This is a genomic window from Ruegeria sp. AD11(2025), assembly GCF_056542405.1.
This window is the reverse complement of the sequence record NZ_JBQFZU010000005.1, coordinates 109399-127622: the sequence shown is the minus strand read 5'-3', so window position 1 is coordinate 127622 and position 18224 is coordinate 109399. Positions and strand designations below refer to the sequence as shown.

Genomic DNA, 18224 nt, shown 5'->3' with positions numbered 1-18224 from the left:
CTTCCTCCAGACATTTTTGTTGTCAGGCCGGTTGGGCCTTAGCCATTTTCCATTTGATGACGCAGAGCGGTTGAAACGATATCTCGCCACTCTCCAGATTGCTGCATGATCGCCAGACCCTGGTTGAGCGTCTCAAGGATCGCTTCCCCATCCGGATTATCTTTGTGGGTCATGACGTTAAGCGACTTTATGGCCGCTAGGTTGGGGTTTTCGATAATTCGGTGCTCGTATCCCAGTCGTCCGATTGCTTCGACCGCAAGATGGGCTTCGATTGCCACGATGTCGGCCTTGCCTTCCATGACCGCGTGAAAGCAGTCATCCGGTGAAACGGGGCGCATCAGAGTGATTGCGGGTTCGTAAAGGCCGACCGTATCCATATGCGACAGCGACCAGCCTTCGGGACGACAAATCGTGGCGCCTGCAAAGTCGGCATAGGTCAGAGTCTGCTCATAACCCGAGCCCTCGCGGGCAAAGAATGTATCCACAACCTCGTAGAACGGGTTCGAGAAATTGTAGGTATCACAACGATCGCGGTCCTTTTCGGAAAGCGCCGAGGCCTCTTCGCAATCCGGGCGCGACCAGGGGAAGGTGGCGTCGAAAGCCAAGGTCGGCATCAGCAGGTCCAGATGCGAAGACCAGTCGTTGACGAACTGGATCTTGTAGCCCTGTTCGGGCGCGGCCCGCAGCATCGCGGTTTCCACGAGATTGGTATAGAGGCCGCGATTGGGCAGGGCTTCATCGGTGAAAGGCGCATAGTTGCCGCCAGTGATCAGCAGCAATTGGCGGTCCCGGATTTCCGGTCGCTCACCGTGATCCGCGTTGCGGATCAGGGCGGCCCCCTCGGCACGGGCGGCTTCGATTTCCTTTTTGGCCTCGGCCTTGGCGGCAATCACGGCGTCTTCGCTGGCCTTTTTGGCTTCGGCTTCGGCCTCGGCAACCCGTGCTTCGGCGTCGGCGATGGCCTTCTCAGCGCGTTTTTCCGCAGCCTTGACCAACTCGGCAGCCATTTCGGCAGCCATTGCTTCGGCCTCTGTCTGCGGTGCCGTTGGCGCGCGCCCGATCTCTTCGAGACAGGGCAGTGTCAGTACGTCGCCCACACGGATGATGTTCGGGTTGTTGCCGATCACATCGCGGTTGGCGTCAAAAATGATGCGGAAATCCTCGGTCGAATACACTTCGATGGCCAACTCGCGCAGGCTGTCGCCGCGCTGGATTTCATAGGTCGAACACGCCTCTTGCGCCGAGGCCGCACCGGCAGCGGCAGTAAGTGCCAGGCTAGATATGAACAGATGGGGTTTCATGGTTCCTGTAGCTTTGCCTTGGTTAGTTTTTTATGAGTTTCACAACGCCGATTGAGGCATTGTCCTGATCCGGATCGTCTTTGGCCCGAAGGGCCTGCCACAACGCGTCGGCGATATCCTGCGCCCAGGCGTGTGCGTTGCTTTGCACGACGGTCTGGATTTCGGTATCGCTGAGGTATTGCAGCCCGTCACTGCCCAGGATCAGTACATCCGATGCGGTCAACTCCAGCGGCTCTTCGGGGCAATCGACCTTGGGAATCGCCGCCCCCATGATGACCGAGGTCAGCTGGTTGCGGTCGGGATGTGCCTGTGCTTCGGCCTCGGTCAGTTTGCCCTCGGCCACCTGTGCGTCGATCACCGGTGCCATGGAGTGATCTTCGTTGAGCTGGCTCAGAACCCCATTGCGGAACAGGTACAAGGGGCTGTCACCGATCGAGATCCAGAAGGCGCGTTGCCCCAGCAGCAACAGCCCCGTCAGGGTCGACCCCATGTTGAATTCACCATCCTTGCCTTCGCAATGGGCTGCAATCGCGGCGTTGGCTTGCATGGCTGCCAGTGGCAATGCATCGGCCACCGCCGCTTCGGACAGGGGGGTATTCTCAAGCTCGGCGTCCAGAGACTCGCGCCAAGCAGCAACCACAAGTTCCGAAGCAACCTCACCGGCTGCGTGGCCGCCCATACCGTCCGCAATCACAACATAGCCAGCATCCGTTGCATCGAACATGCGCGCGGCAATCGCGTCTTCTTGCGACTCGCGTTGACCCTGATCCAGGATCAGCGCGATATCATATGCCGGTTGCGCCAGCATCTATCAGGCATCCCGCCAGTCAAAGCCGTCATCACAGAAGGCGGCAAAGCGGATCGAGGTTTCACTGATGCGGATGAGGTCGCCGCTGGACAGTGCAACAGTGCTGAGAACCGGTTTGCCGTTCAGGCGCACCAGATTGGCCTTGCCGCCGTGTCCCAGATAGCATTTGCGGTCCTCGGGGTCGTAAGCGATCACCGCATGGCTGCTGCGCGAGATACCGGTGTCGCCAAAGTCCAGTTGAATGGCCTGATCATCGTTGCGGCCAATCTGCATCAGGCCTTCGGTCAGCGTGATGCATGCGCCCCGGCCCGGGCCTGCGGTCACGACCAGCCATCCAACTGGAAACGTCTCTTGCGCGGCTTCGGTCTTGGCAACGGGTTCCGAGCTTTCCATCAGGTCCTGAACGTGGGTGTCCGCGCGTTCAAAACCCAGGAACGTGGTCTTGACTCGACCACGACGATCCTCTGCAGGGGCCGGCGCCGCGGCCTGTTGTTCTGGTTCCGGCTGAACTTCCGGTGCAGGCTCGGCCGCCACTTCGGATGTGATTGTGACCTCTGCAACTTGCGCTGGTTGATCGGTTTCAACTGTTTCAACGATCACTTCAACAACCTGTTCTTCTTGAACCGGTTGCTCGGTTACGGCGTCTTCCTCGGTGGCGACGTGCAGGGTCACAACCGGCTCTTCCGGTTCAGGTTGAGCTTCGGGAGCCTCGAAAATGTTGTCCTGCGTTTCGGTGACGACCTCGGTAGTCACGACGTCCACTACGGCCTCGTCTTCCGAAAACTCGGGCATCTCTTCTTCGGGAATCAGGTCATCCGCGTCGTCGTAGTTTTCCGATGACGAAGACATATTGCCACCGCCCAAAGCAGCGCGCAGTGCGTTGAAATCCGCAATCGGCTGGGGCTTTTCGGTCTCGGGCGCTGCAGCTTCTTCTTCCACTGTGGTTTCGGCTTCGGGTTCCTTGGCTTTGCCGGCACCTTCGAGCAGCCGGCTAAGAGGGCTTTTGTATTTGAACATGGCGTCGATACCTTTGCTTTCTTTCACAGAACCTGCGTCCTGCGGGGCTGCTATTCGCCTCTGCGCGCAATGGCACAACGGCACTTATGATGCGGAAATCAAACCAAATTTTATCTATCGCGACGGGCCGGTCCCCGTCAGGGTGATGGATTTCCGAGCACCACCCTCAGTTTTCACTTGCGGTAGATCACTTGCGACCGGTCAGATTACTCCTGCTTCAGCTGCATCACGGCATCCGTCTGGACGCCATCGCGCATCACGGTCAGGCGTGCCTGCGCCTGTTTTTCTGCGACCAGAGCGCTCAGCATAGCATCCAGGCTTTCCTGCCCGTCGATGGCTGCCCCGGTTTGCGCTTCCGAGATCAGAACATCGCCGCGCTGCAGATCGCCGGCCGCATCCGCTGAAATGGTGGTGACTACTGTCGTCCAGCTCTGACCATCCTCATTGCGAACGGTAAAACCGTAGCCGTTTTCCAAACCGATCACGCGGATGGCGGGCAGGGCCAACAACCCGTTCTGAGCAAGGGTTTTGCCCAGTGGGCGGTAGCGGGCGGTCACGCGGATATAGCCGTCGGGATCAATTGCCAGGTCGCTTAGCACCTGCGCGGCAAAGCTCGTGTTGTCGCGGATCGGCTCTCCGTTCAGGGTGTAAATCGCATCGCCGCGTTTGACCCAGTCACCGATCACGGACATGTCCTGCGCCGGATCAACACCGGTCACAGCGATGATGCTGCCAGTTGATGCCCGGCGCCTGGATGTCTGGAACGGTATTTCGACATCCCAATGCGAGAATGCAATCTGTGTTTCTGCCGGAGGCACTGGAACCACTGGCGCAGGTTCGGCTGTCCGGGCCTGTTCCGGATCAACCGATTGGTCCTGTGTCTGCTCGACAGGCGCCTGAGGTATTTCTGCCTTAACTGGTGCCGGATCAGCCTGTTCCGGCGAGTTATATGTGGTGGCGACCTGCTCGACAGGTTCTTGCGTTACTGCCACCTGTTCTTCTGTTTCTTGAGCTGTAGGTGCTGATGCTACTGCAACATCCTGTGCCGGTTCGCTTTTTTCACCGGACATCAGAAAGTAACCGCCCGCTGCCAGACCGACTGCAATGACAGCTGCACCGGCAATCAGTTTGCCGCTGCCACCCGATCCGCTTTTAACCACGGTATCGACTGCAACTGCGGCTTCTTCCCTGGGTGTGAACTTGGCCAGTTCATCTTCGTTCTTGTCTTCATTGCCCAAGGCCAGGTCGGCATTTCCGGCCAGAAGGGCGGTGACCACAGCTTCGGCATTCTCGCTTTCAGCCTTGATCCGGGCCTTTTCAGCCTCTTCATCCTTGCGGTCCATGGCCACGATGACCGAGACCGGGCGGTAGTCGAACGTATCGAACATGACGCCCGGGCCGCGGAACATGCGCAACCAATCCAGCGCGCTTTGCAGACGGTCGGTGACGTGCACCTCCATCGCCTTGTCGATCGCTTCAAGGAACCCCTCGGGATAGCCCTTGAACCGCCCGGCCAGAGGGGCGTAGGGGTCTCGCTGACTGTTGTTGAAGGCGTTCAGTCGGGTTTGACCGTCAATCGGGCGCTCGCCGCTGATGGCGTGATACAGCGTGGCAGCCAGCACATAGAGGTCGCTGCTGGGGCCTTGTTCGGCGCCGCGCACATAGAATTCATGCGGCGAGTACCCATCTTTGATCACACGCAGGGTTAGCAGGGCCGCAGATTGATTTGCAGCCTGCTCGCGCGCCGCGCCAAAGTCGATCAGAACCGGGTCACCGTTTTCATCAATCAGAATGTTGTCGGGCGAGATGTCCCGGTGCAGCATTCCGCTCTGGTGGATGAAAGATACCGCTGACAGCATCTTTTCCGTGACCTGGACGATGAAATCGGGGCCGGTTTTGTTGTCAGTGTTTTCGACGTAATCCAGCAGGTCGCAGCCCTTGATGAAGTCCATCGCGATATAGGCGGTGTTGTTGTCCTCGAACACCTGATGGACGTCGACGATGTTGGGATGAACCAGACGTGCGTGGTTGCGCGCCTCTTGAATAAACAGGTCTATTATCGCGCGCAGGTCTTCCGTATGTCCGGGATCGGCCGGTTCGACCAGATTGCCGTTGCGGTGACACAATGCGCCTGGAAAGCACTCTTTGATCACCACGTCGCGCTCCAGGCTGTCCCGCGCCAGATAGGTAATTCCGAACCCGCCGTTGCTGAGGTAACGCAGGATCTCGTACTGTCCGCGCAACAGCTTGGCGCCGGGTTGAAGTCCTTCGATTTTCGGTTCGTCGTGCGATGCACCGACCGCCTGGTTGTGGCTCATTTCTTTCCGCCCGTTCTGATCGTTTTGCGGTTTTCTTAACTGGGCAAACTCGCCCGTGAACTCGCAACCAAACACAACCGCAGGACACTTGAGACGGTTAGACGTTTCAAATTTGACTTTATTGGGGCCGCCTGATGGCTTCACTAAGGACCGTTTTCACGAAATAACTACATGTTGTATTTCGTGACTATTGAACGACTACATGTTGAAAATAGATTTGCACAAAATGCAGACGGATCGACTCTTTGTCTCCGCTTGGTCAACGGAGTCGATACATTCGAGACCCGATTCCATGGGTCTCGATTCGCCGAGTCGCGGCGCAATCTTAAGGAGAAATTGTCAGGTTCCGGTTTTCGGTTGCACCGAATCCACCCGGCTGCCTGCCCAAGCCAAATTGTCGCTGAGTTGCGCGAGGATACTGATCGCATCTTTCAGGGGGGCGTCGCCGCTTTCGAATTGCAGCAGCAACAACAGGTCCGTTGCTTTTTCGAACTCGCCTGGTATCCAGTCGGCCTTCGGGTCGATCTCACCGCCTTGCTCAAGGCGCTCGGCGAAATCTTCGACGATTTCCTGACACGAGTGCAGGAAGGCCGACGGTTCGATATCGGACGATTCGCGCAGATCTTCGTAGATGCTTGCGATCGCGGCCAGCCAGTCCTCGAGGATCGGGTTTTCCAAAGGAGGCAGCGCGGATTCCAAGACGGCGTGCACGGACGCGGTGTCGGGCAGCGGCGTCTCAGCCTCTGGGCCCGCCAGTGTTTCCAGAAAGGGCAGGAAGTCCTGTTTCAAATCGGTGCGCGCGGCCTCCAGATCGGCAAGACGTCTGTCGGATGCGATCTGAAGAACCTGCTCAGCCAGATTCTGACCGCCGCAAGTTTCCCAAAGGGCAAAATCCGGTTCGGGCTCTTGTGCCATGGCGCGCACGGCCACCGGCGTACCGATTGGCACGACCGAGCGGAACAGATCGCCCTTTTCCTTGTTGAGACGCGACAGAACCCGGTCCAGCGCATCGCGGACCGGTGGCAGATCGGCATGAGTGACCGCAAGCAGGCTGTTGGCTTGCAGCTCCTGTGGCACCTTTGTCCAGAGATGACGTTCGGTCTCGCGCCATGCGTTGGTGCCATTGGTGCACCAGATCGCGCAATCCACGAATTTCAGCAAATCGAGGGTTTCTTTGTACGTATCGTCCAATGCTCCGGTTCCGGGCAGGTCAAACAGCGATATCTCCTGCAAGGCAGGGGTGTTCAGGCCGACCGAGATGAAATCAGGCGCATCTGCAGCGGCCTTTTCCAACGCAATTCCGGAATAGGTCTTGGGTTCTTTATCCCACCAGCCGACGGTGGTTTCCGGTGTCTCGGAATAAGCGACGATTACCAGCGGCAGCTTCAGGTGCTGCGGCCCGGTGGGTAGAATGTCCGCCCCGGCCAGCATGTTGGCGAGGCTGGATTTGCCAGCCCCGAATTCCCCGGCAAAACCGATGTTGACCGCGTTAGACAGCCGCCCGGCATGGGCAAGTGCGCGCTCGCGCATCTCGTCCAGCACCGTGTCGGCCGGCATCTTTTCGGTCGCGGTCAGAAAGCGTTCAAGTTGTCTTACTTCCTGTTCGGTTCCGGGAAATTCGATCATTCCGCAGCCTCTGCTAATCGTTTGTCAATGTCATCCGGGCCAAAGACGGCGCCCAGTTCTTCGGTGATGCGCTGCGCGTGGTCAAAGGCCTCTTGCGCCTGGGCCCGCTCGTTGGTTTCGCCGCTTCCGGACCGATGTTCAAGATGTCCGGCCAGCAAGGCCATGTAGTGATCCAGAACTGTGTTCAGACGTTCCAGCAGATCGCTGCGCGCTGTGTCCACCAGATCGTCGCCGATCATCTCGAATTCCTGCACGATCATGCGCTCGGCGCGGGTCACGACGCTCTTGCGTGAGATCAGGCGCGACAACCAGCTGACCCGCAATTCAACCGTGATACCCCGCGTCAGCGCAGTGGTGTCCGGGCGGAACCACCGCACGGCACTGGTGTTCATGCGGTTGTCGGTTGGGTCCTGCCAGCCGGGCAGGGCGCGCAGCGCTGCGTTGCTTTGCATGTCGACCGTATACAACTCGCTAAGCATCCGTTGACGTACAACCTGTGTGGCCCCCTGCACAAGCTCGCGCATTCGGTCACGCAACGGGGTGAAGTTCAGTTCGGTGTCACCACCCTTTGCCAGCAGCGGGGAATCCCCGTTCGGCCCCCGCACCACGACCGATACGGCCTCGGCCACGGTGTCGTCCATGACGCCGCGCAGATTGGCCAGAACATCGTCCATATCATTGATGATCCTGGCAGTCTTGTCGGCAACAAGCGCGCGCAGATCCGTCAGAGTCTTGTCGTTTTCATCATTGTTTTCGGCGGCGGGGGTCGTTTCGTCCTCAATGGCGCGCAGATGCGCCCTGCTGCGCTCGACCTCGCCTTGCGCAAAGGTATTGAGATGCTGCCACGCCATTCGCAGCTGTTCGTTGCGCGGGCCCTCGGTCAGGGCACTGGTCACATGTCGGCGCAGGTCCGGCAGGCCCGAAGCGATCATTGCAGCAAAGCGCAGCACACCTTCGCGGCTGATCGGACCGGGACCCTGTTTGATTTCTTCCACACCGTCCAGATATTGCGTCATCTGTTCCGGATGCGCCCGCAGCCAGGCTAGAACTTCATCATGGTTGATGCCGGTCTCGTCGCCGGTCAGCGCGTAATGCGCCCATTGCGCGCTGCCCATCAATACGTCGATGTCCGAATTTCCCAAAGCTTTTTCCAGGCCCTCCATCACGTCGGCCCGGACCTTGCCTGCATCTTCGGCACCACCACCCAACTCGTCGACGCGATTGATGAAGACCACTATCTGACCCAGCTCCAACGCCTGCATCAGGCGAAACAGTTTCAGGTCCGCCCGCGATAGGGCCTGATGCGCCGAAAGGACCACCACAAAGAAGTCGGATTCCTTGAGGTATTGGCGCGAGATTTCCTCGCGGATCAGCAGCGGGTCGTTGACGCCCGGCGTATCGGTTACTGTCAGCGGAAACGGAAAGTGACCGATGTCGAAATAAACCTCGGCCTTGCGGGTGATGTCGCTGTAAAGGCCGCGATCCGAACCCGGGTCGTGTTCGCCCTCTTCGGTCGGGTCGTCACCAGCACAGACATAGCGCGCCAGATCGTCCGAGTTCAGTTCGTCAAGATCGTGATGCTGGCCAAGCAGGTGCTTATAGCTTTCGCCCAGACGCAGCTTTGCGCGGGTTTTCATCGCCTCGACCTGCTCTTCGATCATCTCGCGCTTATAGCTGTCCTCGTCATCGGGGAACATGTTGCGCAGCTCTTCGCCTTCGGCGATCAGTGCCTGCCATTGGCGGTTGTCGAAGAAATGGAACTCGGCCCCCGAGGTCCGCCCCGAGGGGTGGCCGAAATGCATGTCGGTGATCACCGTTGTCCAGGGGTTCACGTCCGACGGCAGGTATTCGGCCTGACCGGTGAAGCCGTTAATCAGACGGGATTTGCCCGCCTTGATCTGCCCGACAAAGGCAATCGAGGGTTTCAGATTTGTCAGATCACTGACAATGCGTGAGATGAACTGACGGGTCTCATCATTCGAGGCGCCGCTCATGTCCTCGGCAATACGGATTAACTCGCGACGATTGTTTTCACTCATAAAACTTACCCTGGTAACTTGTAATCACGGATCGAATTCATCGAAAAATTGAACGAAAGGGGCGTAATCATCCGTCTGGCCTTTTCAGAGTGGCCCACAGGTTGACAACGGCACCCAGTTTGCGTGCCTCGTGGACGGCGACTGCAAAACTCTTACCATCGTTCAAAATGGCCAACCCGGCGCCCTTGCCACCGGAAGGCCGCATGACAATTAACTGCGGTGGGTCCATTACAGAAGCCGTGTCGCCATCCCACCCAGCAAGGTCGAGGGCGAAACGGGCCAGCAGGTCGGAACCGGGGTGCAGAGCTTCCCCTTCGTCACAGGTGCCATCCATGCGCAACGGTTCCCCATCGGCGCCGTTGGCCAGAACCCGGCCCTGAGCAAATCGCTGTGATCCATCGTAGAACTTTTGGGCCAGACAGTCGGCGGGCTCTTCCACCGGTGCTTCGTCGACGGGCGTGGCTTCCTCGGGCTCGTCCGGAACGATGGAAATGACTGGGTCAGCTGGCAGTTCTATTTTCTCGCAGGCGCTTTCGATCTCGCTGAATGTGATGCCCACATCGTCGGCCTCAAGTGCAGTGTCGGGTTGCAGCGAAATCAGCTCCAACGGGGCGGGGGCGGCGGCGATGTCGGTCACCAGTTTGGCCAGCTTGTCAGCCAGTTCCTCGCGGGATTCGGTTTCGAAATCTGGAGCGATGCCGGACTGAACCCGGAACACGTCTGTGATCCGAGAGCTGTTGACTTCAATGGCAAGGCAATGACCATCGGCAGCAGTGAATTCCAGGCGGCGCGGCAGAATGGTGCCGCGAATGGTGTGCAGCACCTTTTTGCGCCGAATCCGGGCGGTTTCCCCGGGAACTGTGACCGCCGGATTCAGGCGTGCCACAGACGAGCGCCCGATGTTGTCGAGCAACTCAAGTATGTCCGTATCCATCATGCCGTGACCCCCTCTGGTCCGGTTTAGACTGCGGCCGCGACTGACCCCAGGCTGAGATGCGATTTTGTCAGCGCCAACCCGACATTGGCGCTGCTGCGACAGATGTAGCAGACCACATGATCGGGATACTCCCGGGTCCGCAGAAAGATATTGAGCCGATCATTCGAAAACACCGCGATTTCCCCAAATCCCGGGTTGTCGACCTCTTCGACGCCAGCCGCGCGCAACAAGTCCTCGAAGGCTTTTACGCCGCGCCCTTGGAACAGGTTAGCCACGGCAAGGGCGAGACTGTCCAGAACGTCCGCGCTGCCCGGGTCCTGGGTGTTGGTCCCAAGCAACATCCCCGTTTCCATGTCGACATACCCGGCTGCAATACAGTCGGGTATGGTATCCATCGCGGTGTTCAATGCGGTTTCGATCGTCATCGCTTGCTACCTGAGGTTCTGCTCATAACACACGGAATTCTGCTCCGCCGTTTTCCGCAGCATTGGGAACGGGGCGAACCGCCCCCTTGGCACGGCGCGCAAAATGCTCGACTGCGATCTGGTCGAATTCCTCGAGGAACGCAACGAACACTTTCTTCATGCCTTCGACATCGTTCGGCAAATCCTCGCCCGCAGCGATGTCGCGCCACATGGACGCCGCACTGAGCGGAGTGTCGGTCGAAACGTTCAGTAAGATTTCTTGACCTTCATCAGTGTCACCCGACGGAGCGGGGTCTTCGGCTGTCGCACCGTTGGGCACGGGAACAACCTGCATGTTCACGAGGCCACTGGATTCGGGCTCTGGCTCATACTCATCCTCGGTGCCATTCGACTGCTCAGCCAGCAAAGCGGCAATCGACGACACCGAAACCTCAGCACGCTGTACATCCGGCTCTTCGACGGATGCCCGATCCTGTTCTGGTGTGTCTGCCAGTTTGTCTTCCATCGACTCCATGAACGGGTCTGATTCTGTTAGGGCGGGTTCCTCCTGGGTATCAACAGGTTCAGCCGCAAGGCTTGTGTCGATTTCGAACTCGTCATCATCCAGTAGATCAAACGGGTCTTCTTCTGCCAGCGTTTCCTTGTATTCGGCCAGATTCAGGCTGTTGCTTTCGGTGTCTCGGAAAAAGGAACGCAGATCGTCACCTTCGGTTTCCGGTTGCGGCTCTGACACCGGAGATTCAGTCTCCATTTCGGCGCGCAGGCGCTCGGCTTCTGCGGCGTCGATGCGTTCTTCGCGGCTGGTATCTTCGGTACGGCGCTCGACACGGGCCGGGCGGATGGGAAAGCTGATGACTTCATCTTGCTTGTTGGCCGTGGGAACGGGGTTCACCAGTTTAAGCGGTGATGGTTCGTCGGTCTGTTCCACCATTCGTTTCGGGCGGATCGGCTGCACAGGTGTGCCCGCTGTCAAGCCGTTGTCGATCTGGTAGCGCGTCAGCATATCGGCGCGGCTGTCCATGATCTGTTCGGTGATCTGAAGAAAGCTGTCCACCATCTTGCCGCCGCCACTGCGCGCCCACTGTTCGGCATCGCCGCTCTTATCCCGGGCGATGATCGCATCTCGAGCCGAGAACAGGATCGAACGGTTGAACAAGTGACCCGCTTCACGGTTAACCCGTCGCAGCACCTTTTGGCGGTCTTTCGCACCCAGCACGTCGGCGCGGGTTACCAGCAGCAAAGAGTTGTGCTGCAGCCGCTCCGGCAAAGACATCCATGTCGCACGTTCGGTCTCGCGCCACGCCTGAGTCGCATGGGTACACCACAAAACACCATTCGCTTGCCCGACCGCGCGGCGCCAGACATCGCTGGAAATCTTCGGGTCAGAGATACCGGGAGTGTCGATCAGGTCCACCGCTTCCAGAATGTCGGCCTCAAGGAAGATGCGCACGAATTGCGCATCGTTGACACCGACGGTGTCCAACTGATCCAGAGTGATGCTCTCGCGGGTCCCATCGGGACGTTGGACATAGGCCGATTTTTTTCCCCAGCTAAACCAGACGGGCGGCAGTTGCGTGGCGGTGACTTGTGTCGGCAGCGCCTGCGTGCGCAGCAGAAAATTCATCAGCGTCGATTTTCCGGCGCTGAATTCTCCCATCAGCGCAAAGATAGGTTTGCGACGGGACCACTGTTCGATGCGTTCCCAAGCCTTAGGAGAGACGAAGCGGGTTTGTGTATCTTTTGCCATATCGCTACTTATGCTGCCTCGTTACTAAGATCTTTCAGGATGTCGCCCAGGATATCGTCGCGGGATTTTTTGGGAGTCATGCCCGCCATCAGGGCCGCCTGGTTCGGATCCTGCTCAGCCGAGGCCGAAATGTTCAGCAGAGTCTCTTTCTGCTCGCGCAGGAAGTCGGACAGGCCAGCCCGAACGTTTTCCAGAACGGCCGCGATCTGGTTTTCCTCAAGGTCTTTGGTGATCGAGTTCGCCTCGGATGCGATCAGGCGCGTGTAGTCTGCAGCATAGGCCTCGAACCCTTTGCGACGTTGCCACCAGCGGCGCCACCAGGTGCTTTGCAAATCCAGCGCGATGGTGCGGCCGATTCCCAGAGGTGGCGGCACGCGAGGCACGATGGGGGCTTCGATGCTGAACTCACCCAGATGGTTGCCCAGCAGCTTTTGGTACAATGCCTCGACATCTGTCGCAGCGGCGCTGTAAAGCGCACCCGCATCTTTGCGCATTGCGCGGGAAAAGCTGAAATAAGCAGCCTTTTGCAAGGTGCGCAGCCCGGCCGGATCATACTGCCAGGTGCCTTCCTCGCCATTCTCTTCCAGATGCGAAATCAACGAGTCCGTAGCCCGTTTGACAAAGTTCGTTTCAGCCGATTTCAACCGCTCCAACACTTTGTCGCGCAGCGCGGTCGTCAGTTCTGCGGTCTTCTTTTCATATTCCTCGGTTACCTTGGCGATGGCTTCTTCCGGGGATACACCGTCCAGATCACGCACCACGCCCTGGCCGTCGGACAAGTTCTTCGCCACCGCAGTCGCCCGAATCTGGCTTGCGATGTTGCGCGCACGATGGCGAACGCGGTCTAGCAGGCGATTGCCTGCCCCTTCGGCGATACGTTCATTCATGGCCAGCAACAGGTCGGGCAAGCCAGAAAGCGCCCAGATCTTGTCGAGCGAGGGGGCTTGGTCGCCGAACCCGGCGGCCAGGTAGAAGGTGTTCAGGGCCTGACGGGATTCTTCCGACAGGATATCCGGATTCCCGGTCAGGGCTGCCTCGGCCCAGATTGCGCTGCCGAACACAACGCTGGTATTGGTGTCGATATTGTTCTGCTTCAACGTGTCGTAAACCCGATCCCGAATCTCGGGCACCTGATTGACCGGGTCGGACAGCTCGTCGATCCGGTTTACGAACAGGATGATCTGACGGTTTTCGAACTGCGCGATGATCCGCATCAACGCCATATCCATCGTGGTCAGCGCCTGGCTGGCCGCCAGCACAACGACGCAAACCTCGGACCCGCGAAGGCTGCGCAGGGTGATCTGCTCGCGTACCATGAATGTATCGTTCACGCCGGGCGTATCGCACAGTTTCAGTGAGATCGGGTATTGCGGGATATCCATGAACAGTTCCGCAGACTTGGTGACGTCTGCAAAGCGCCCGGTTTTCGGGTTGATATCCGGGTCGTCTTCATCGCCCAGACAGACATAGCGCTGGATCAGTTCGTCGTCGAAATAGTCATACTGGTGACTTTGCCCCAGAATCAGGTCGAAATGCTGACCAAGACGCGCTTCGGACTTGGCCTTCATCTCGCCAATCTGACGGCGGATATCCTCCATTTCATCATCGGCGCCAGCCCGGTTGGCCAGTTCGCCCAATCGGCCACCGCCGACCATCAGGTTGTCCCACTCTTCTTGTTCAAAGAAAGTGAATTTGGCCTTTTTGTCGCCTTCGGTGCGGGTGTTGATGTTCAACGTGGTCACCACCGAGGTCCACGGGTTCACATCCGAGGGCAACAGGGCAGGGCGCCCCGCAAGGATGTTCACGATCGACGATTTGCCGGCCTTGACCTGCCCGACCAACGTCACACTGGCTGTAAAGTTCTCCATACGCGTCTTGAGCGTCGCAAGCCGCGCCGAGGATCGTGCATCTGCCACCTCAGTCAGCTGGTCGATCTGCGCCGTCAGCGCCGTCATCGCCGAGGTCATCGGCGTCAGCGCTTCGTTTCCTACGGACAGAAGGTGGTCGTTTCGGGCCATGGTCAGCCTCCGGTTCCAGTAGCGGCGATGTGAGGTTGCATCTGACCGTCAGAAGAGCTGGTCAGGATGTCGATCCGGGCGATCAGATTCAGCGCATTGCCCAAAATCGCGGCCTCGTCACCCGGCGAAATCTCTTCGTAGGCACGGGAATCGGCAAGTACTTCGATCGAGCTGAACTGTTCGCTGTTTTCAAGCAGGGCCAGACGGCGTCCGGTCGGAAAACCCTGGGATTTGGTTTTAGGCAGCGGCATCCGAGAATTGGCGAGCAGATAGTGGCCCCCCGAATGCGTGCGCAAGGAAACGCCAAAGCCCGTATTCGGATGGTTCTGATTCAAGGACTTCAGTTCACCAAGGAAACTTTCACGTGCAAGACCAACGGCGTCTTGCTCAGCAGTGGCAGAGTTCATCATATTGGTCACGGCTAAGACCCCTGTGTTCGAGTTGAGCAAAAAACTCTTACGGCGCCCGAAGGCGGGAAAGACTCATTAATTCCCGCCGTCCATCAATTACTGGCAAGGCGGTGTTATTTTGACGCGAATAAGATATTTTGGCGTTTGAAATGTGGCGCAATTATGGTCGCGGGCTCGCGAGCGGTTTCAACCTGAGGACGTATCAACAGATTCCAGGTACTGCGCATTCCTTAATCGCGGTCAATCGAGGTGCGCAATTTTGAACGAAATACCGGTTGTAATCTACTGTGTTGTCAATAACTTACCTTCTGTTATCAGGAAAGCTCCGGCTCAAAGAAAACGCTCGGTCGAAGCGCTGATCACAAGGTAGATTTGTGTGAACCCATAGATAATTCGGTTTACTCAACGTAAGCGCGTTTAACATGTCACCGAGTTTTTTTGGAGATGTGCACGTTAAATAGGCGGTGGTTTTGTCCGAAAACGCAAATTGAAACGCTACCCTCTAATTAACGTTATGGTGCGGACAGGCGCCGATCCGAAAAATGGGTACGATCCTGGAGCACGGCCCAAGTGTCAGGCCCGAATTAAACCGGTTGGCGACCAAAAATCTTGCGTGTAAGTGATTTTCCCTCTCGCACTCGTCCACTGGCTTTGTTAATGAGCACGCCAATCCGGCACTCAAGGCCGGTACTGCGGGTGTGGCGAAATTGGTAGACGCACCAGATTTAGGTTCTGGCGCCGCAAGGCGTGGGGGTTCAAGTCCCTCCACCCGCACCATTTCTATCGAAATAATTGTTTAAAAACAAAACGATAGCGGATTTAGTTAGCTCTCAGCCCCACTTTAAGACCCATCCGGCGGAGCCGATACCTGAGCGGTCTGAGTTGTTCCAGATTCGCTTGATTCCTCCTCCATATGCTTGAGAATGTCGTCTGCGCGCGCGATCAGATCGATGGTTTCCTTGACCTGTATCCACGACCGAGACGCAATCATGTAAATCGCGTTCGCGTCCTCGTAGTTGTCCATCAAGATATCCTTTGCGATTGCCTCGATAGCGGTCAGGTTCGCCAACACTTGATCTAACCGCTCGTCCAAATCAGTGCAGCCGCGCAGCGCCTTGAACACTGCTTTCATCGCTGTTTCCCGGTCTTTGGGCAGAGATGCGTAATAGGCGGCATCCCGTTTGCGCAATTCCTCAATCTCTTGAATGTGCTTGCTGTAAAAAGGTTCGTGCGCCTTCGGCAACCCGGCGTGATGGCGGTTTTCGTAATCGCTGATCGGTCTGGGATCGGTCATGACTGGCCCTCGCACTTGCAGGGGCTTTCCAATTCACTGCAAAGGAGCTTTGCGCGTTTGGTCGCGATTTCGGTGATCAGGATTAGATCCTCTTGGGGCTCGGATGCCCCAAAGAGCGCCTGAATCGTGATCAATATCGTTTCAACGGCAAGTGCCTCAGAGTGCATTTGCCAACGGGTCATTTGTGTTTGGGAATTTGTCATTTGATTTCTCATAGTTGCGGCTTTCCACGGCCATGTCGGCGGCGGGCCGACACCGGGGCGTTGGAAACCTGCTATGAGACAGGCCGGATGTTTTTCCCCGTAGAGGGGTCTTGTATAGCATCCGCACCCCGGCATATTCTGCCGGTGAACGGAGTGCCGCCAAGCACATCCGTAAGGACCACAAGCCAAACCGCGCCAACGGTCAGGCAACCTGAAACAGGATATGTGGTCGATTTCATAGTCCGGGTTTCCACGCCCACGGACAAGCTACACCCAAATTCGAAACATGCCAATAGCCCCTTCGGGGGAGTTGGGTTAATGCGTATTGGCAATGATCTCTTGAGCACAGACGCGAGGTAAACAGTATGGGTTTTCAGTTCCCACCGAGATTAATGGCAGTGAAAGCCGCTGCGCACTATCTCGGCGTTTCTGAAGGTACGCTGATCAAATTGGGAATACCGCGCCGGGAACTGCGGGCTAAACGCCTATATGACAAAGTTGACTTAGATGCTTACGCCGACGGCCTGCCATATGAGGATGGTGTCGATTCCGACGCGGTGTCTTGCGATGACCTTTTCGGCCCTGAGCCTTGGTAACTACAATCGCGGGTTGTGCTTCTGGTGTCAAAGCGAGATGCTCCGACCATTCGAGCCTGATTCAATGCGCAAACGTGCGATGGAAAATGAGGCGTAACATTGGAGCATCCAAACGTGTCTGACGATCTATTCGGAAAACTTGACGAAGCACTCTCGGAGAAGAAAAAAGCAGCCGAACTAGCCGAGCAGGCTGCCCGCGAAAAGGCAGCCCAACTGAGGGCTCAAAGACAAAAGAACCTCGACTTTATCCAGACTGTGATGCTGCCAGCGATTGAAGAAACCGCAGAGGGTCTCAGGTCAAGAAAAGTTGGGTGCCATATTAAGGTTGAAGACAACCAACGAGAGGCGATTGTGATGTACTTCAACCCATCTGGAAAAATACATGGAACGCTAGAAGAAAACGCCAACGTTCGATTTCTTTTCGGTTCAGACAATACGGCGCAAGTCCACAAAAAGACGTTCTATCGCGGTAGTACGGCCGGTGGGGTGTCCTCCAGTGCCGGTTCAGTTTTGATCGATGAAAACGTCGAAGCCAGAGTGAAAGAGAAAATCGTCGAAATTGTTCTCGAGACCATAAAAAAATGAAGATGATCTTTGACAAGCTATACAAAGGCACGCCTCAGGAGAAGCTTGAGGCGTTCATTGCCATAGAGGACATTCTCCCGCGATTAAAAACGCTGGATCAGCACGTAAGAAGCGATTTTGTAGCGTTCGGACACTGGGTCTCAAAGTTTGACACTTGGAGCGAAGAGGAAAAGTCTAGGTTCTTTCGACGGGCCTCAGCCGTGCAAACCCACGCGGAGATTGCGGGCCTTGTTTTTGACGAGAGCGGATACAGGGTCAGGTAGCTTTGGAAATGCAAGTTTCAGGATAAAAGTGTTGACTGAAGAGCTAAACAGAGAATTCGCGTTACGCGAGCATGATCGCCAAAACAAGGCTCGAGATGATGCTCTGCAATCCGCCAAGGAGTCGGCGAACTTAGCCCTAAGAACGTTGGTGCTGGTCAACGGTGGGGCGGTAGTTGCACTTCTGGCCTTTGTCGCTGGCCTAGAAGCGAATGTTGAAGGATTTAACACATCTATTCTTGTAACGCCGATTTGGTGGTTTGCCGTTGGGGTCGGTTGTTCAGCGACCTCAGCATCTTTTGCGTACCTGACCAATATGTCGGATGCGGATATTTGCAGCTCAAAGCTACACACATGGCAGCATCCTTATACACAGGACACTCCTGAAACAGGTACCTTTCGACGTCTAAGACAGTGGTATTTCGCTATTGCTTTGTTACTCGCAATTTGCTCGCTGTTTTCGTTCTTTTTTGGCATATTCACAATAACCGGGGCTATTAATAGCATGTCCCTCTGAACGCACCGGCCCCGAGTCCCTAACTCGTGCCGGTGCTGCGCCGCGATCCCAAGGACTGAGCAAAAGGGTTCCGCGCCCGGACGGGGTTCTGACGTGACTCGCCGTCGATACCGGGTTGCTTCG

General features: G+C 57.1%; 16 protein-coding genes and 1 tRNA gene. 5 read left to right on the top strand and 12 right to left on the bottom strand.

Features of this window, described 5'->3' with window-relative positions; genetic code table 11:
- Positions 1-38: 38 nt before the first annotated feature.
- The 11 genes from ACR1XY_RS07090 to ACR1XY_RS07040 all read right to left on the bottom strand — a co-directional run bounded on the left by ACR1XY_RS07090 (position 39) and on the right by ACR1XY_RS07040 (position 14646).
- Positions 39-1301: a type 2 periplasmic-binding domain-containing protein gene (locus ACR1XY_RS07090; RefSeq protein WP_480591357.1), complete on the bottom strand. Its 1263-nt coding sequence runs from the start codon at positions 1299-1301 to the stop codon at positions 39-41.
- Positions 1302-1323: 22 nt separating this feature from the next.
- Entirely contained in the window at positions 1324-2109 is a 786-nt protein-coding gene (locus tag ACR1XY_RS07085) for a PP2C family protein-serine/threonine phosphatase (protein ID WP_480591354.1), read from the bottom strand.
- Positions 2110-2112: 3 nt separating this feature from the next.
- Positions 2113-3153 carry an FHA domain-containing protein gene (locus tag ACR1XY_RS07080; protein WP_480591351.1) on the bottom strand — a complete coding sequence of 347 codons (1041 nt, stop codon included), beginning with the start codon at positions 3151-3153 and terminating at the stop codon, positions 2113-2115.
- Positions 3154-3332: 179 nt separating this feature from the next.
- A complete protein-coding gene (locus tag ACR1XY_RS07075) occupies positions 3333-5444 on the bottom strand; it encodes a serine/threonine protein kinase (protein WP_480591348.1) in 2112 nt (703 codons plus the stop codon).
- Positions 5445-5783: 339 nt separating this feature from the next.
- The gene (locus tag ACR1XY_RS07070) at positions 5784-7070 is read right to left on the bottom strand and encodes a dynamin family protein (RefSeq protein ID WP_480591344.1); all 1287 of its coding nucleotides are present in this window, start codon (positions 7068-7070) and stop codon (positions 5784-5786) included.
- Positions 7067-9109 carry a dynamin family protein gene (locus tag ACR1XY_RS07065; protein ID WP_480591340.1) on the bottom strand — a complete coding sequence of 681 codons (2043 nt, stop codon included), beginning with the start codon at positions 9107-9109 and terminating at the stop codon, positions 7067-7069. Before ACR1XY_RS07065 ends, ACR1XY_RS07070 begins: the two co-directional genes overlap by 4 nt.
- 67 nt (positions 9110-9176) lie before the next feature.
- On the bottom strand, positions 9177-10046 hold the full coding sequence (locus tag ACR1XY_RS07060) for a hypothetical protein (RefSeq protein ID WP_480591335.1): 870 nt from the start codon (positions 10044-10046) through the stop codon (positions 9177-9179).
- 23 nt (positions 10047-10069) lie between these two features.
- Positions 10070-10471: a hypothetical protein gene (locus ACR1XY_RS07055; RefSeq protein WP_480591331.1), complete on the bottom strand. Its 402-nt coding sequence runs from the start codon at positions 10469-10471 to the stop codon at positions 10070-10072.
- 22 nt (positions 10472-10493) lie between these two features.
- Complete coding sequence (locus tag ACR1XY_RS07050; protein ID WP_480591328.1) at positions 10494-12218, bottom strand: dynamin family protein; 1725 nt, start codon at positions 12216-12218, stop codon at positions 10494-10496.
- Between the two features lie 8 nt (positions 12219-12226).
- Positions 12227-14236, bottom strand: a complete 2010-nt coding sequence (locus ACR1XY_RS07045; protein WP_480591325.1) for a dynamin family protein — start codon at positions 14234-14236, stop codon at positions 12227-12229.
- A gap of 2 nt (positions 14237-14238) precedes the next feature.
- Complete coding sequence (locus ACR1XY_RS07040; protein WP_480591620.1) at positions 14239-14646, bottom strand: hypothetical protein; 408 nt, start codon at positions 14644-14646, stop codon at positions 14239-14241.
- A 692-nt stretch (positions 14647-15338) separates the two neighbouring features.
- On the opposite strand from ACR1XY_RS07040, the gene ACR1XY_RS07035 reads away from it, so the two are divergent.
- A tRNA-Leu gene (locus ACR1XY_RS07035) sits at positions 15339-15423 on the top strand.
- 64 nt (positions 15424-15487) lie between these two features.
- Here the strand turns inward: ACR1XY_RS07035 and ACR1XY_RS07030 are convergent.
- Entirely contained in the window at positions 15488-15940 is a 453-nt protein-coding gene (locus tag ACR1XY_RS07030) for a hypothetical protein (protein ID WP_480591322.1), read from the bottom strand.
- Between the two features lie 568 nt (positions 15941-16508).
- On the opposite strand from ACR1XY_RS07030, the gene ACR1XY_RS07025 reads away from it, so the two are divergent.
- The 4 genes from ACR1XY_RS07025 to ACR1XY_RS07010 all read left to right on the top strand — a co-directional run bounded on the left by ACR1XY_RS07025 (position 16509) and on the right by ACR1XY_RS07010 (position 18101).
- Positions 16509-16739: a DNA-binding protein gene (locus ACR1XY_RS07025; RefSeq protein ID WP_480591319.1), complete on the top strand. Its 231-nt coding sequence runs from the start codon at positions 16509-16511 to the stop codon at positions 16737-16739.
- 114 nt (positions 16740-16853) lie between these two features.
- Positions 16854-17324, top strand: coding sequence for a hypothetical protein (locus tag ACR1XY_RS07020; protein WP_480591313.1), 471 nt, complete (start codon positions 16854-16856; stop codon positions 17322-17324).
- A complete protein-coding gene (locus tag ACR1XY_RS07015) occupies positions 17321-17587 on the top strand; it encodes a hypothetical protein (protein WP_480591311.1) in 267 nt (88 codons plus the stop codon). The genes ACR1XY_RS07020 and ACR1XY_RS07015 overlap by 4 nt, the downstream gene beginning before the upstream one ends.
- Positions 17588-17618: 31 nt before the next feature.
- Complete coding sequence (locus tag ACR1XY_RS07010; protein WP_480591308.1) at positions 17619-18101, top strand: hypothetical protein; 483 nt, start codon at positions 17619-17621, stop codon at positions 18099-18101.
- The last annotated feature ends 123 nt before the right edge of the window (positions 18102-18224 follow it).

What these genes read in the sequence shown, in the direction of transcription:
- ACR1XY_RS07090 (WP_480591357.1), bottom strand. Translation starts at nt 1,301, where the DNA reads ATGAAACCCCATCTGTTCATATCTAGCCTGGCACTTACTGCCGCTGCC.
- ACR1XY_RS07085 (WP_480591354.1), bottom strand. Translation starts at nt 2,109, where the DNA reads ATGCTGGCGCAACCGGCATATGATATCGCGCTGATCCTGGATCAGGGT.
- ACR1XY_RS07075 (WP_480591348.1), bottom strand. Translation starts at nt 5,444, where the DNA reads ATGAGCCACAACCAGGCGGTCGGTGCATCGCACGACGAACCGAAAATC.
- ACR1XY_RS07070 (WP_480591344.1), bottom strand. Translation starts at nt 7,070, where the DNA reads ATGATCGAATTTCCCGGAACCGAACAGGAAGTAAGACAACTTGAACGC.
- ACR1XY_RS07065 (WP_480591340.1), bottom strand. Translation starts at nt 9,109, where the DNA reads ATGAGTGAAAACAATCGTCGCGAGTTAATCCGTATTGCCGAGGACATG.
- ACR1XY_RS07060 (WP_480591335.1), bottom strand. Translation starts at nt 10,046, where the DNA reads ATGATGGATACGGACATACTTGAGTTGCTCGACAACATCGGGCGCTCG.
- ACR1XY_RS07055 (WP_480591331.1), bottom strand. Translation starts at nt 10,471, where the DNA reads ATGACGATCGAAACCGCATTGAACACCGCGATGGATACCATACCCGAC.
- ACR1XY_RS07050 (WP_480591328.1), bottom strand. Translation starts at nt 12,218, where the DNA reads ATGGCAAAAGATACACAAACCCGCTTCGTCTCTCCTAAGGCTTGGGAA.
- ACR1XY_RS07045 (WP_480591325.1), bottom strand. Translation starts at nt 14,236, where the DNA reads ATGGCCCGAAACGACCACCTTCTGTCCGTAGGAAACGAAGCGCTGACG.
- ACR1XY_RS07040 (WP_480591620.1), bottom strand. Translation starts at nt 14,646, where the DNA reads ATGATGAACTCTGCCACTGCTGAGCAAGACGCCGTTGGTCTTGCACGT.
- ACR1XY_RS07030 (WP_480591322.1), bottom strand. Translation starts at nt 15,940, where the DNA reads ATGACCGATCCCAGACCGATCAGCGATTACGAAAACCGCCATCACGCC.
- ACR1XY_RS07025 (WP_480591319.1), top strand. Translation starts at nt 16,509, where the DNA reads ATGGGTTTTCAGTTCCCACCGAGATTAATGGCAGTGAAAGCCGCTGCG.
- ACR1XY_RS07015 (WP_480591311.1), top strand. Translation starts at nt 17,321, where the DNA reads ATGAAGATGATCTTTGACAAGCTATACAAAGGCACGCCTCAGGAGAAG.